At 63.3% G+C, this 14273-nt stretch carries 11 protein-coding genes; 8 read left to right on the forward strand and 3 right to left on the reverse strand.

Annotation, left to right across the window (positions count from 1 at the left end; all coding sequences use genetic code 11):
* Positions 1-42 precede the first annotated feature (42 nt).
* The 5 genes from ggpS to H0O22_RS03800 are packed head-to-tail and all read left to right on the forward strand — an operon-like array spanning position 43 to position 5533.
* Positions 43-1512, forward strand: coding sequence for a glucosylglycerol-phosphate synthase (ggpS, locus tag H0O22_RS03780; protein WP_185187683.1), 1470 nt, complete (start codon positions 43-45; stop codon positions 1510-1512).
* Complete coding sequence (locus tag H0O22_RS03785) at positions 1512-2768, forward strand: ABC transporter substrate-binding protein (RefSeq protein ID WP_185188282.1); 1257 nt, start codon at positions 1512-1514, stop codon at positions 2766-2768. Before ggpS ends, H0O22_RS03785 begins: the two co-directional genes overlap by 1 nt.
* Complete coding sequence (locus tag H0O22_RS03790) at positions 2769-3659, forward strand: carbohydrate ABC transporter permease (protein ID WP_185187684.1); 891 nt, start codon at positions 2769-2771, stop codon at positions 3657-3659.
* Positions 3659-4450, forward strand: a complete 792-nt coding sequence (locus H0O22_RS03795) for a carbohydrate ABC transporter permease (RefSeq protein WP_185187685.1) — start codon at positions 3659-3661, stop codon at positions 4448-4450. The genes H0O22_RS03790 and H0O22_RS03795 overlap by 1 nt, the downstream gene beginning before the upstream one ends.
* Before the next feature lie 39 nt (positions 4451-4489).
* Positions 4490-5533 carry an ABC transporter ATP-binding protein gene (locus H0O22_RS03800; RefSeq protein WP_185187686.1) on the forward strand — a complete coding sequence of 348 codons (1044 nt, stop codon included), beginning with the start codon at positions 4490-4492 and terminating at the stop codon, positions 5531-5533.
* A gap of 7 nt (positions 5534-5540) precedes the next feature.
* On the opposite strand, the gene H0O22_RS03805 is transcribed toward H0O22_RS03800, so the two are convergent.
* Positions 5541-7094 (reverse strand): hypothetical protein, encoded by a 1554-nt coding sequence (locus H0O22_RS03805; protein ID WP_185187687.1) that lies wholly within the window; start codon positions 7092-7094, stop codon positions 5541-5543.
* Positions 7095-7127: 33 nt separating this feature from the next.
* Between H0O22_RS03805 and stpA the strand changes: the two genes are divergently transcribed.
* Both stpA and H0O22_RS03815 read left to right on the forward strand, forming a co-directional pair.
* Complete coding sequence (gene stpA, locus H0O22_RS03810) at positions 7128-8333, forward strand: glucosylglycerol 3-phosphatase (RefSeq protein WP_185187688.1); 1206 nt, start codon at positions 7128-7130, stop codon at positions 8331-8333.
* A 61-nt stretch (positions 8334-8394) separates the two neighbouring features.
* Complete coding sequence (locus tag H0O22_RS03815) at positions 8395-10143, forward strand: alpha-amylase family glycosyl hydrolase (protein ID WP_185187689.1); 1749 nt, start codon at positions 8395-8397, stop codon at positions 10141-10143.
* Here the strand turns inward: H0O22_RS03815 and H0O22_RS03820 are convergent.
* Together H0O22_RS03820 and H0O22_RS03825 are read right to left on the reverse strand one after the other, a co-directional pair.
* Positions 10053-11636, reverse strand: coding sequence for an FAD-dependent oxidoreductase (locus H0O22_RS03820; RefSeq protein WP_370521476.1), 1584 nt, complete (start codon positions 11634-11636; stop codon positions 10053-10055). The genes H0O22_RS03815 and H0O22_RS03820 overlap by 91 nt on opposite strands.
* Positions 11596-13110: a glycerol kinase GlpK gene (locus tag H0O22_RS03825; protein ID WP_185187690.1), complete on the reverse strand. Its 1515-nt coding sequence runs from the start codon at positions 13108-13110 to the stop codon at positions 11596-11598. Before H0O22_RS03825 ends, H0O22_RS03820 begins: the two co-directional genes overlap by 41 nt.
* A 110-nt stretch (positions 13111-13220) precedes the next feature.
* On the opposite strand from H0O22_RS03825, the gene H0O22_RS03830 reads away from it, so the two are divergent.
* A complete protein-coding gene (locus H0O22_RS03830; protein ID WP_185187691.1) occupies positions 13221-14243 on the forward strand; it encodes a mechanosensitive ion channel family protein in 1023 nt (340 codons plus the stop codon).
* The last annotated feature ends 30 nt before the right edge of the window (positions 14244-14273 follow it).

Consider the following 14273-nt stretch of genomic DNA (forward strand, 5'->3'; position numbering starts at 1 on the left):
TTTTGCACGGCCCTAGGGACAGGTGTTCCCTGCCGATCTCGCGTGCCCAGCTCGTTTGTCCTCGTCTACCACCGGTCTCCCTTTGATGAGGTCATCAACGCGGACGGAAGCCGGCAGTGGCAGGACCAGAAGAGCCCGAACGGCATCATTCCCACCCTGCGCAACCTCTTCCGCTCCCATCCCTCCGGCACTTGGATTGCCTGGCGGCAGAACGAGGATCCCGCAGCCGAAGACGAAACCCTGACCATCGAGGAGCCCATCGCGATTCGCTTGCGGCGGATCCCGCTCCGTCAAGAGCAGATCGGCAGCTTCTATCACGTCACCTCAAAGGAGTCGATCTGGCCGATTCTCCACAGCTTCCCGAGCTTTTTCGAGGTCAATAACGCCGACTGGCAGACCTTCAAAGACGTCAACCAGCGCTTCGCCGAGGCGGCCTGCAATGAAGCTGCCCCTGGAGCTTCAATCTGGATTCATGACTACAACCTCTGGCTAGCGCCCGGATTCATTCGAGCCCTTCGGCCCGACGTCAAGATCAGCTTCTTTCACCACACGCCCTTCCCCAGCAGTGATGTCTTCAGCATCCTGCCCTGGCGGGAAGAGATCATCGAAAGCCTGCTCTGCTGCGATGCCGTCGGCTTTCACATTCCCCGCTATGCGGAGAACTTTGCCCGGGCCGCATCCAGCTTGCTCCCCGTCAAAAAGGGACCCAAAGCGGAGATTGCCGAACACTTCCTCCCCTGCGGCAGTGCCCTCGCCCAACCGGATGCCACGCCCTGGCTGGAGCACAACGGCCATCGCGTGAAGTTGGTGGCGACACCGGTTGGCACCAGCCCAGATGTGATTCGAGGCCTCAGGGATACCCCATCGGTCCAAGAGCTCATCCAGGAGATCGAAACCAACACGAAGCGCGGCCGCACCTTTATCCTCTCGGCAAGCCGTGTGGACTACACCAAGGGCAACGAAGAACTACTGCGCACCTTTGAGCGCCTGCTCGAGCGCAATGAATCCATCCACGGCCAGGTGGTCTTGGTGTTGGCCTGTGTCGCCGCCAACACCGGCATGAAGGTCTACGAGGACACCCAGCGCGGGATCGAGGAAACCGTGGGCCGCATCAACGGTCGCTTTAGCAAGATTGATTGGGTGCCCATTCGCCTGACCACCCAACGCATTCCCTACGAGGAAATGGTCGCCTGGTTTGCCGCCTCCGACATCTGCTGGATCACCCCCCTGCGGGATGGTCTGAACCTCGTCGCTAAGGAATATGCGGCGGCCCGGAAGGGCCGTGGCGGGACCCTGGTGCTCTCCGAATTCACCGGCGCGTCGGTCGTGATGAAGGGAGCCGTCCTGACCAACCCCTACTCCCACAGGCGAATGGACGAGGCCATTGACATGGCCCTGACTCTCTCCCAAGCGGAGCAGGAGCAGCGGATGGCTTCGATGGCAGCCTCCGTGGATCAACTCAGCGTGGACCACTGGGCCAAGGAACAACTGGGGGCGATTGAGTCGCCGTGATCAGCCGCCGCGCTGGTCTCCTGACGCTGGGCTGCCTTCTGGGCAGCCTGCTGTTGAGCGTGGCGCTCTGGGCCAAGCCCGCGCCAGAGCCTGTGTCCATATTGATGCCCGCTCCCTTCGCCGATGCCACCGCTGAGCTGGTGGAGACGTTCAACCGTGAGCACCCCGGCATTGCCCTGAGCGTGACGCGAGGACCCTTGGAAACGGAGGCGGTGTCGGACTTGGCGATTAGCAGCCTGCTGCTTGGCAACAGTCCCTACGACGTTCTCTTGATGGACGTCACCTGGACTCCGAAATACGCCAAGGCGGGTTGGCTGGAGCCGCTAGAAGCCTGGCTCGGAGCCGATGCCCTGGAGGACCTCGCCCCCGGTGCGGAACTCGGTAATGCCTTTGATGGCCACCTCTGGCGCTTCCCTCTGGTGGCCGACATGGGCCTGCTGTTCTGGCGGACGGACCTGATGGAGGCTCCCCCCAGAACACCCTCTGAGCTGGAAGCCATCAGCCAGTCCCTGCAGCAAGAGGGGCGGGTCCGCTGGGGCTACGTCTGGGAGGGCCGTCAATACGAGGGACTCAGCTGCACCTATCTCGAGGTCCTACGGGGCTTCGGGGGACGTTGGCTGCGGGATGGTTCGCCGGATCTCAACAGCAACGCGGCGATCGCGGCCAGTCAATGGCTCCGTCACCTCGTCGATGTGGGCATCACGCCTCCAGCGGTGGCCAACATGGCCGAACCGGAAGCCCTGCAAACCTTCGAAACGGGTGATGCGGCGTTCATGCGCAACTGGCCCTATGCCTGGGCCGAACTGAACAAGAACGGCTCGCTCTTGGCGGGAAAAGTCGGCATCACCACGATGGTCAGTGAACCCCAGGAGCCGCATGTCGCCACCCAAGGCAGTTGGGGACTGTCCGTGCTCTCCAGTTCCCAACACAAGCAGGCTGCCGTTGAGGCTCTGCAGTTCCTGACCAGTAACGCGGCGCAGAAGCAACTGAACCTGAACTGGGGCTACACGCCAACGCGCCTCAGCGTCTTCGAGGACCCGGAACTGATCCGTGCCAATCCGGTCCTTCCGGAGTTGCAAGCCGCGCTGGCGGCGGCTGTGCTCAGGCCGGTGACACCGATCTACGCCCAACTCAGTGACCTGCTTTACCGGGAGGTGAACACGGTGATCACCGGTGAGGTCGCCGCCGCTCCAGCCATGGAGACGTTGCAGCGCAACAGCATCCAGCTGGAGCGCTCCACGGGAGGGATCTCCTAGATGCTCCGTTGGCGCCAACAGCTCTGGCTTCTGCTCCCAGCCCTGGGATTGCTCACCCTGGTCTTCCTGGTGCCGATCGCGCATTACCTCTGGTTGAGCACCCAGACCCAGACCGTCCTGACGGAACTCCGGCCTGTTCCCGCGGGCGCTGCCCAATGGATTCGGCTCTGGAATGACAGCCGGTTCTGGCAGGACGCTTGGCAAACCCTGCGCTTTGCAGGCCTGTCCGTCACCACGGAGATGGTGCTGGGTCTGGCGATCGCGCTGCTGTTGAACGAGCCCCTGCGCGGACGAAGCAGTTTGCGCATGATCAGCCTGCTGCCCTGGGCCCTACCGACGACGGTCATGGCCTTGGGCTGGCGCTGGATCTTCAACGATCCCTATGGCCCGATTAACCTAGCCCTGGGCTGGATCGGAGTCACACCGATTCCCTTTTTGGCTAACCCATTGATCACCTGGGTCGCCACGGTTTGGGCCGACACCTGGAAGACGACCCCGTTTGTTGCCCTGCTCCTGCTGGCGGGTTTGCAGAACATTCCCCGAGACCTCTACGAGGCCGCCCAGTTGGAGGGTGCCTCACCCTGGCAGTCGCTGCGGCACATCACGATTCCGCTGCTCACGCCCTATCTCTTGATCGCCCTGGTCTTTCGCCTGGCCCAAGCGCTAGGGGTCTTCGACCTTGTCCAGGTGCTCACTGGCGGTGGTCCAGCGGGCAGCACCGAAAGCTTGGCCCTCTACGCCTACCTCAACGCGATGCGCTTCCTGGACTTTGGCTACAGCGCCACCGTCATGCTCGGTGCCTTTGCGGGATTACTGGTCTTGTGTGGAGCTTTAGCAACCCTCTGGTGGTGGAGCAGTGGCCGTCAAGACCTCGCCGGAGGTGAGCGGTAATGGCTCGCCTTCTCCTCTTGATCTGGAGCCTCGGACCGATGCTCTGGCAGCTCTACACCTCCTTTCGACCCAGCGCCGTTCTCACCGGCGGCGCGCGCGGCGGCTGGACCCTGGAGCACTACCAGCAACTCCTCAACGGTGAACCGCCGTTTCTGACGTATCTCCTCAACAGCGGAATCGTCGGTCTGAGCAGCACGGTCGTCACCCTGCTGCTCGCGATTCCCTGTGCCTATGCCCTCAGCCGGATGCAGGCCCATCGCGCCCGAAGCATCAGCGTGGCGGTGGCTGCAGCAGCGGCCTTCCCAGCCGTCCTGCTCTTCCTGGCGTTGCTCGAGGTCGCCCGCGACTTCCATCTCGCCAACAACCTGCTTGCCCTGAGCCTTCCCTACGCCGGCCTCTGCTTGCCCCTGGCCATCCTCTTGCTGCAGGCCGCCTTCCGCGACATCCCCATCGAATTGGAGGAGGCCGCCCTGATGGAGGGCATGTCCCTCTGGCAACGCCTCCGCTGGGTGTTGCTTCCCTTGATGGCCCCGGCCATCTCCAGCGCGGCCCTGCTGATCTTCATCTTCTGCTGGAACGAATATCCGATTGCCCTCACCTGGTTGAGCCAGGCCGACCTTCTCACCCTGGCGCCCGCCATCGCGCGCATTGCCGGCTCCTCGATCTTCACTGTTCCGTATGGAGCCTTTGCCGCCGCCACCGTCCTGGGCAGCGCACCCCTGCTGCTGATCATGTTGCTCTTCCAGCGTCAGATCATCAGCGGCCTCACCCAAGGGGCCATTAAGGGATAACCCCAAGGACCACTTCAACCGATTCGCTTTTCCCGCTTGATGACCTCCTCCAGCCCTGCTCGCACCGGTCTGGTTCTTAGCCAGCTCTGCCGCAGGGTTGGGCAGCAAACCTTACTCAAGGACCTCAGCCTGGAGGTCGCGCCGGGAGAAATCCTGGCGCTGCTGGGCCCGAGTGGCTGCGGGAAAAGCACCACACTCCGCTGTGTCGCCGGTCTCGATAGGGCTAGCAGTGGCTCCATCGAACTGGCCGGAGAGGAGATCACTGCGCGACCGCCGGCCGAACGGAACGTGGCCATGGTCTTCCAGAGTTACGCCCTCTATCCCCACCTGAGCGTCCGCAAGAACCTCAGCCTTGGTCTGGAACTGCGGCGCGTGCCCCAGGCCGAGGTCGAGGACGACGTCGAGCGGGTCCTCGCACTGCTCCAACTGGAAGCCTGCCGCGAGCGCAAACCCGCCGAACTCTCGGGGGGCCAGCGCCAGCGGGTGGCCCTCGCTCGGGCACTGCTGCGCAAGCCCGCCCTGTTTTTGCTGGATGAGCCGATGAGCAACCTGGATGCCCAGCTCCGGGAGGACCTGCGCGGGGAGTTGCGGGGAATCCTGCGGAGTACCGGAGCACCCGTGGTCTACGTGACCCATGACCAACATGAAGCCATGGGCCTCGCCGATCGCATTGCCGTGCTGAAGACCGGAGAGCTGCAACAGCTGGGCTCAGCCGCTGAGCTCTACCAAGATCCGCAGAACCAGTTTGTCGCCAGTTTCCTGGGGAGTCCCTCGATCAACCTGCTTCCCCTTCACCCCGGTGAATTGGTGGGATTACGGCCGGAACATCTGGAAGTGGTGGAGGCCAGCAGCCCACTGACGCCCGAGCTGGCAGCCCTGGATGCGCAGCGGGAGCACCTCGAATGGCTCGGGGACCGCGTCATCAGCCATTGGCGGGTGCGTGGCAGCAGCGTGAAGGTGCTCTCCGATGCCCAAAGCCAGAGCGCTGCTCTCGCGCAAAGCCATAACGGCACGCTGCAGTTGCGCTGGAAGCGTGAGCATGAGCTGCACTTCGAGCAGGCCAGCGGACGGCGGATTCGCTGAGGGAGCTTTAGTCCCAGACCGTTTCGATGACGTTCATCGCTTGCAAATACGCCGGAACTTCATCGCTCGTCGCCGACTCGTCGTCAACAAAACTGTCACCGCTAACGGACCGGCGCGCCAAGTCCGCCACAACGGCACTCACCACGAGATCAACCGCGGCAGGGTTATCCAGGTTCTGCAGGGCCTCGGCATAACGGCGGCTATGGGTTGGCCTGACGGACTCTTGGCAGTAGTTGCTCAACTCGCGACTCTCCGTCATCACCGAGAAGGCGGATTGCTTGGAGTTCTGACGGCCAAAGATGGCCATGTAGAGCAAATTGATCAAGGAGGCGTCATGGAGAGGGATGCCGTACTGACGCACGATCTGGGGCCAGTAACGCAACGACCGCAGTCCCTCTAGTCCCCCCTTCGATAGGCCTGCGTCATCACACCAGGTCTCAAATTCCTCAACGTTGGCCGGACAACGACCGCACTCGCGCATCCGATTCGCCAGCACTGCTCCCGCCTGGAAGTTGCGGGTCGGACTGCCCGCAGTGGGCAGCATCATGCTGCCGCGCACATCGGCGACCATCGCTGTCAACTGCGAGAAGGTGTGGTCTCGCACTTTCTCCATGTCGCCATCGCGAACGAGTGCGGCCTCAATGCGCTGGACGCCGTAGCCCAATTCGGTCAGGGCAATCGGCTGACGGTGATAAAGCCGTTGGCGATCCGTTCGCGCCATCGACACCGTGGCCGCCTGGTCCAAACACTGCTCGAGCAGCAACGTCAACAGAGTTGGCAGAACACCCGGGTTTTCCCGGTGGAAGGTGTAGCCAAACCCAGCAAAGATCGAGGCCATGTTTTTAGCGGCCTTGATGTATTGCCCTTCGATGTTGTGAACACCGGCTGAAACCTGGAGGTTGGGGGAGAGGCGATCCAGCAGCCGTGCCCCCAGCAAGGCCGTCAGAGCATTGGGATGGCAGAAATTCGCCGTGAAGCTGTCAAGGGGGTTGCGGAGGGCGCCATGGCGGTGAAATCCCGTGAAGAAGCCCAGGTTCGGTGCCTTTTGACAGAGGACATAGGCCTCATTGGAAATCGGATCGTGGGTGAAGGACCCCGCCAAACAAGCGAGCACAACGTGCTCGCGGCCGAGGTCCTCCCGAAGCCGTAGGGCCTCCTGCAGGTCCTCTTCAATGTGGTTGCTGTTCGCACTCAGCACCACCAGCTCACAGTGCTGAATCAGATACCCAAGGTCATTGGGCACCGGCTTGCCCGCCTCGGAGTGGGCACCCATGCGCTCCATCGTGGCGCGGTGCTCGGGGTCCATCCCCGAGAGCTCCTCGCTTTTAAAGGCCCCCAGAATTTTTCGGCCGGGGCGAGCCGCTAAGAGCAACCGAGAGCCATCGGTTTGCATCGCGCAGTTGTAGGCCAGCGACGCCGGATACAGACCAACGCTGTAGAAGCCGACCTTGCCCTCTTCCAGCGCGATCAGGCGCCTTCGGATCCGCTCAGCGTCAAGGTTGGATTCGAAAAAACCGTTCTGCAAGATAAAAACTGGGCCTACACCATCCTTACGGACCATGGGAGGGTGGACGGAAGATCAGTGGCGAACCCCATGGCGCGTCTCTCCCTCGAGAAGCTGCAGGAGGAGATCAGCGCCAGCTCCAACGTCCTCTTGATCCAGGACCTCGATGGGGTCTGCATGCCCCTGGTGCGTGACCCCCTGACACGGGCGCTGCCAGCTGACTACATCGAAGCGGTCCGACGGCTTGGCCACCGCTTCCGTGTCCTTACCAATGGGGAGCACAGCGGCAGCCGCGGGGTGAACCGGCTGGTGGAGAGAGCCCTGGGGCCGGAGCGTGATCCTGCCGGGGAAGGGCTCTATCTCCCGGGACTCGCGGCGGGCGGCGTTCAATCCCAAAGCCAGCACGGTGCCATCAGCCACCCCGGTGTCAGTGAATCTGAGTTGGCGTTTCTTGCGGCCGTCCCCGGCCAACTCAAGGCAGGGGTGCAGGCCATGGCGGAACGACTCCGTCCCAGCTCTAGCGCCGCTGTGCTCGAGCCCCTCAGCCAGGCGGCGGTGCTGGACAACCAACTCTCACCAACCCTGAATCTGAACGTGCTCTTCGCCGGTCTCCAGCTGGAGCCAGCGGAACAACGCCGACTGCAGGAGGCGAGTCAAGAACTGCTCGAAGGCCTGGAGGAGCAAGCCAAAGAGCAGGGGCTGGGGGATTCCTTTTTCCTGCACTTGGCCCCCAACCTCGGCAGCCAGGACGGCAAAGAACAGCTCAAGTGGGCCAGCCCCGAGCACTGCGGCACCAGCGACTTTCAATTCATGCTCCGCGGAGCCGTCAAAGAGGCAGGGCTCTTGGTGCTGCTCAATCAGCACATCGCCAGACAGACCGGCCACGCGCCCCTTGGGGATGACTTCAATGTGCGCACGGCTCCTCGCAACGCCGAGGGGCTACTGGCCCTGGCCCAAGAGGCGATTGCGCCCGATCAGGTGCCGACCCTGATTGGGATTGCCGACACCATAACCTCCGAGCCTCGCGTGGAAGGCACCCAGGTGCGTTGGAGCCGTGGCGGCAGTGACCGGGGCTTTTTGACCCTCCTCCAAGAGATCGGCCGGGCCTTTGGGACGCCAAATCGGGTGGTCTTGGTGGACAGCAGCGACGGCGAATTGGATCGACCGAGCCTCCTGGACCCCGAGCTCAAGGGCCTGAGCGACCCGGAGGATCCCCTGCAGCTCGATGTCCTGGTTCCCGGGGGGCCAGCGACCTACGTCGAGTGGTTCAACGGCATGGCACGCAACGTCTTTTAAAAACCTGGGCTGACAGTCGCCGCAGAACGGCCTATGCCAGGGGTAGTCACCGTTCGTTCTGATGCCAGAGGGGGCCAGCAGGACTCAACCCTGGCCCCCAGCCCCGGGACAGCATCCCTGGTGGGATGGAGCGGTCATCTATGAGCTCATCCCGCGCTGCTACAGCGATTCCGATGGCGATGGAATTGGTGATTTCGGTGGTCTCACCAAACGGCTCAGCTACCTGCGTTGGCTCGGGGTCGATGCCATCTGGATGACCCCGATCTATCCGTCTCCCCTTCGGGATGGCGGATATGACATCACGGACTTCACCGACATCCATCCGGAACTCGGGGACCTCGACGCCTTCCATCGGTTCGTCGAAGCGGCCCACGCCCATGGCATCCGGGTGGTGATCGACCTGGTGTTGAACCACACCAGCCAGCTCCATCCGTGGTTTCAACGGGCTCGTTTCGCCGAACGGGGGAGCCCGGAGCGGGATTACTACGTCTGGAGAGACGACCCGGACGGCTACAGCGAAGCACCCGTCCTCTTCCGCCACTTTGAGGACTCCAACTGGTCCTGGGATCCGATTGCACAGCAGTACTACCTGCACCGCTTCCTGCATCACCAACCCGACCTCAACTACGACAATCCCGCCGTCCAAGAGGCGGTGCTCCAGGTCGTCGACTTCTGGTTGGCCCGAGGCATCGACGGCTTTCGACTCGATGCCATTCCGTTTCTGTTCGAACGGGAAGGTACCCGCTGTGAGGGTCTACCGGAAACCCACGCCTTCCTGAAAACCCTGCGCCAACGGGTTGACGCCTTCAGTGCAGACCATCCTGGTCGCGACATCCTGCTGTTGGCGGAAGCGATTCAGCCGGTGGAGGAGGCCATGCCTTACCTCGAAGACGGGGAACTGCATGCGGCCTTTAATTTCGCCCTCACGGCCCATCTCTTCGCCTCCGTCGCCCACGGGGAGACCAAGAGCCTCAATCGCTTCCTCAAGGAGATCAGCAACCTGGACTGCGGCCGCGGTTGGGCGCTGCCGCTGCGAAACCACGATGAACTCTGGCTCGGCGATGGTCATCTCGTCCCCGAGGAGGTCATTCATTGGGTCCGCCATGGCCTGCCGGCTGCCCATGGCCATTGGCTCAATTGGGGCATCAACCGCCGTCTGGCACCGCTGCTGAACGGCGACCCGCGGCCCAACATGGCCCTGCATGCCCTGCTTTACAGCTTGCCGGGCATGCCTTGCCTCTATTACGGCGATGAGCTGGGCATGGGTGACTGGCCTGGTCTGCGGGACCGTGACCCCAATCGCACACCGATGGCCTGGACCCCCGACCGCAACGGCGGCTTCTCAGCGGCCCCCGATCCGTTGCTGGTGCTCCCGCCGATCACGGCACCGGGATACGACTACCGGGTGATCAACGTCGAGGTCCAGAAATCGCTGAAGGGTTCGCTGTTGAATTGGCATCGCCACATGTTGGTGAGCCGCAAGCTGCTGCCGGCCCTCCGGCACGGGGACTTTGAACTGCTGCCGAGCCATCACCCGAGCGTGGTCAGCTTCATTCGCCGCTGCGAGGCCATGACCGTTCTGGTCGCGGTCAACCTCAGCGGCACCGGTGCTTCAACCGAAATCGACCTGAGCCGCTGGGAAGGGGAACGCATTCGCGAGTTGCTTTGGGGTTGTGAATTCCCCGAAGCGACGCGCGACTGGTTCGTGTACCTGCAGGCCTATGGCTTTGGCTGGTGGTTAATCGGCGATATGGAACTCGCCAACAACAGCGATTCCGCCTCGGGCGTGAGCCGTTCGGCTTCAGCCTGATCCAGAAACGCGATCCGACTGCGCCGCTCCAGAAGATCCGTGCTGGTCTTGGCCCACTCGAAGCGGATGTTGTAGCGCCACTCCGCCAAGCAGACCGGCACCACCGCGCTCAGCGGAATGGCCTCGGATGAATCCATGGCCTGCTCAAGCACCTGCTCAGCTTGCAAGCCGTAGTTGGCGATCAGGTGGTCGATCTGTCGGCGTTGCAGAGGACCCGTCGGTGTCAACGGCTCGAGCCGCGCCCGCAGCGCTGCCAGTGACGCCAGGGACTGCGCCGGACTCGAGTCGGCCCCAAGCAAGGGCAACGGCACGGGAGCTGGCAGTGTCTGGTTGAGCTCGCCTGCGATCGCCTTCAGGGCATCCAGGGCCAAGACCCGGCAGGTAGTCCACTTGCCACCCAGCAGGCTGATCAGGCCGCAGTCCAAGCGCTCGACCTCGTGTTCGCGCACGACCTTGCTGCTGCCGCGATCGGAGTCCGGCTGGATCAGTGGCCTGCCGCCCGCCCACCGACTCGAGACCGTCAACGTGGGCTGCCCCGGGAACCAGCGCCGTAGATGGTCCATCAGGAAGGTCTCCTCAGCAGCGGAGACCGTGGTGGCCTCCCCGACCGCACAGGGGGAGTCGGTGGTGCCCACGAGGGTCCTGCCCTGGAAGGGCAAGACGAACATCACGCGGCCATCACTGGTCTTGGGAATTAAGAGTCCGGTGCCGGCTGGACATAACTGCTGTTCAAGAACAAGATGCACACCGCGGCTCACCAGGAGCCGTTCCCGGCAGTTGGGCTGGGCCAGGGCCCGAAGGTGGTCCGCCTGAATGCCCGTGGCGTTCACGATGCAACGGGCCGGCCAGCAGGTTGTGGATCCATCGCCGCCGCGCGTGACCGCGGCCACCACCTGGCCCCCCTCATGCTCAAAATCAACGACAGGACAGTCCCGCTGGACGACGGTGCCGGCGGACTCGGCCGTGAGCAACAGCAGCAGGTTCAGCCGGGCATCGTCGAATTGACCGTCGCTGTAGAGCACCGCCCCATGGCGCTCACGGTCCAAACCCGGTAGGGCCGCTTGCAACTGCTGGCGGTTCATGCCGCAACTGGGCTCCAGGCCAGCGGAACCCGCCAGGAGGTCGTACATGCCCAAGCCCATTCGGTAATAGGCCTGCTCGATGGGCCCCTGGGTAGGCAGGGCAATGCGAAGGGGCTGGGCCAGGAACGGAGCCTGATCAATCCAGTACTGCCGTTCAGAGAGGGCCTCCCGAACCAACTTCAGCTGGGCCGCGTCGAGTTGTTTGAAAGCGAGCTCGAGGTAGCGAACACCGCCATGCAACAACTTCGTGCTGCGCGAACTGGTGCCCTGGCCGGGATCACCCGCCTCGAGCAGCGCCACCCGCAATCCACGACGCACCGCTTCGTAGGCAAGAGCGGCACCACTGCTGCCGCCGCCAACGATCAGCAGATCAAAGCGGTCCATCACCATGCCAGTGCAAACAACGGTCAACGGCCTGATCCCAGCGGCGGCACCAACGCTCCCGTTCAGACGCGTCGCGCTGGGGACTGACCTGGGTTGAGGAGGCACGGATGGCCGTGGCAATCGGCCCCAGATCGCTCAGCACCCCGGCGCCCTCACCGGCCATCAAGGCCACTCCGAGGGCCGTTGATTCAAGATTTGCTGGCCTGACAACCTGCACGCCGGCACTGTCGGCTTGCGCCTGGAGCAGGACCGCCGACGCGGCCGCTCCGCCATCAACGGCAATGGTGTTCAAGGGAGCACCGAGCGCTTCAGCGGCACCGCGCAACAGGCCGGTCACCGCCAGGGCGATGCCCTCCAGGGCTGCCCGGGCGATCTGCGGGGCGGCGGTGTCACGGGTCATGCCAATCAGCAGGCCCCGGGCGTTGGGATCCCAGTGGGGGGATCCCCAGCCGGTGAAGGCCGGCACGAGCATCAATTCACCCGCGCTCTCCACCCTGGAGGCCAGGGCATCCACCTCGGAGGACTCGCGGATGATCCCCAGGCCATCACGCAGCCACTGGATCACCGTCCCAGCATTGAAGAGGCTGCCCTCAATGCAATAGGTGGTGCTGCCGTCGGTGTTGCTCCAACCGACCGTGCTCAACAGCCCCCCTGCAGCTCGTTGCGGGCGAAGGCCACCGTTCACTACCAGGAAAGCGCCCGTGCCGTAGGTGCACTTCGCCTGGCCCGGTTCAAAGCAGAACTGGCCATAACTGGCCGCCTGCTGGTCACCCAGCATCGCCGTGATGGGGGTGCCAGCGAAGGGAAGCCCCTCGGCGATCACGGCAAAAGCACTGCGGGTCGGCAGCAGTTCCGGGAGGGCAGCAGCCGTCAATCCGACGCGCTCAATCACGTCCGGCAACCAGCACAACTTCTCCAGGTCCAGTAACAACGTTCGGCTGGCATTGCTGATGTCGGTGGCATGGCGTGTTCTGCCGCTGAGGTGCCACAGCAACCAGCTGTCGATGGTGCCAAAGCAGAGGTCATCGGCGGCCAGGGCCTGCCGGGCCTCGGGATGGGCCTCGAGCATCCAAGCGATCTTGCTGGCGCTGAAATAGGGATCCAGCACCAATCCGGTTTGGCGCTGCCAGGACTCCGCATCGGGCTCGCTCCTCCAACCCGCGCAAATCGACGCCGTCCGCCGGTCCTGCCACACCAGGGATGGGCCGAAGGCTTCGCCGGTGCTGCGGCGCCAGAGGGTGGTCGTTTCCCTTTGGTTGGTGATCCCGCAGGCACGCACCGCTTGGCGCTGCTCTGGGCTTAAGCGCTGCTCCAGCAACGCCATGGCCTCCAGTTGGCTTTGCCAGATCGCGGCGGCGTCCTGTTCGACCCAGCCATCACTGGGGTACTGAATCGCGAGGGAGACCTGGGCGGAGGTAACCGGCACACCGCGGACGTCGAAGAGAACCGCGCGGGAGCTGCTGGTGCCCTGATCGAGGGCTAAGAGATAGGACTCGGACACAGGCAAAAGGGTTTCCCCACTCTTACGGGTATCCCCTGGATCTGTCAGGGCCTTGACGCAGCACGAGACAGTGGAGGCCTCTGAGGCAATTTCGGCTGGTCATGGTCTCGATGTCAACGCTCCTGCCGGCCCTGTTGGCCTTGATCGGTGGGGGGTTGCTTTCGCTTCTCGTCGCGCGGGTGTTTGGGGTTGTCTTTGGTCGCCTGACCCGGAGGACCAGGAGTGATACCGACGACTTCATCGTTCAGGTCATCGTCGAGACGATCCCGATCCTGGGTTGGGTGGTCAGCGCGAGCTGGGCCTGGTGGCTCGTCCCAACGCCGCCTGAGTTGGATCGGGTGGTCTTCACCATCGCCAAGCTGATCCTGGTGGTCTTCCTGGTGCGGCTCGTGAACCGCATCAGCCTGCGTCTGTTGCAACGCTCCGCGGTCCACAGCGGTGACCCCGCCGTGGGGAGCATGCTGCGGGCCCTCGCCCCGATGTTGCGCGCCCTGGTCTGGTCTGTGGGCGCGGTTCTCTATCTCCAGAACATCGGCGTCCAGATGGCGGCGATCTGGGCCCTCCTTAGCGCCGGTGGAATTGGCGCGGGCTTGGCGTTGAAACAGCCGGTCTCTGAATTTTTTGAATACATCACGATCCTGCTGGACAAGCCCTTCCAAACCGGGCAATTCATCAACGTCGGCGAGGTCTGGGGCACGGTGGAACGGGTCGGCGTGCGCACCACCCGTCTACGCAGCGTCAACGGTGAGGCGATCGTGATGAGCAACAGCGCCCTCACCAGCTCCGTGGTGGCGAATTACGGAGAAATGCAAGAAAGGCGGCTGATCTACCGCTTGGGGGTGACCTATGACACCAGCCACGCCGTGCTGGAGCGGATACCGGGGCTGCTGAAGGCGATCGTTGAACGGGGCGGGGACACCCGCTTTGACCGGGCCCATTTCGTGGCCTTCAACAGCAGCAGCCTCGACTTTGAGCTGGTCTATTTCGTTCCCTCCAACAACTACATCCAAGCCATGGAGGCCCAGCAACGGATCAATCTCGACATCGTTCAACGCTTCGCGCAGGAGGGGATTGAGTTCGCCTTCCCAACCCAGACCCTGCACGTGCACAACGCCTTGGAGACTGGGGTCTAACACCACTTGCTATGGTGGGCACTTGGGCGA

It is taken from the genome of Synechococcus sp. LTW-R (assembly GCF_014217875.1).
Lineage (GTDB): Bacteria > Cyanobacteriota > Cyanobacteriia > PCC-6307 > Cyanobiaceae > Vulcanococcus.

What these genes read in the sequence shown, in the direction of transcription:
- H0O22_RS03790 (WP_185187684.1), top strand. Translation starts at nt 2,769, where the DNA reads ATGCTCCGTTGGCGCCAACAGCTCTGGCTTCTGCTCCCAGCCCTGGGA.
- H0O22_RS03795 (WP_185187685.1), top strand. Translation starts at nt 3,659, where the DNA reads ATGGCTCGCCTTCTCCTCTTGATCTGGAGCCTCGGACCGATGCTCTGG.
- H0O22_RS03800 (WP_185187686.1), top strand. Translation starts at nt 4,490, where the DNA reads ATGACCTCCTCCAGCCCTGCTCGCACCGGTCTGGTTCTTAGCCAGCTC.
- H0O22_RS03805 (WP_185187687.1), bottom strand. Translation starts at nt 7,094, where the DNA reads ATGGTCCGTAAGGATGGTGTAGGCCCAGTTTTTATCTTGCAGAACGGT.
- stpA (WP_185187688.1), top strand. Translation starts at nt 7,128, where the DNA reads ATGGCGCGTCTCTCCCTCGAGAAGCTGCAGGAGGAGATCAGCGCCAGC.
- H0O22_RS03815 (WP_185187689.1), top strand. Translation starts at nt 8,395, where the DNA reads ATGCCAGAGGGGGCCAGCAGGACTCAACCCTGGCCCCCAGCCCCGGGA.
- H0O22_RS03830 (WP_185187691.1), top strand. Translation starts at nt 13,221, where the DNA reads ATGTCAACGCTCCTGCCGGCCCTGTTGGCCTTGATCGGTGGGGGGTTG.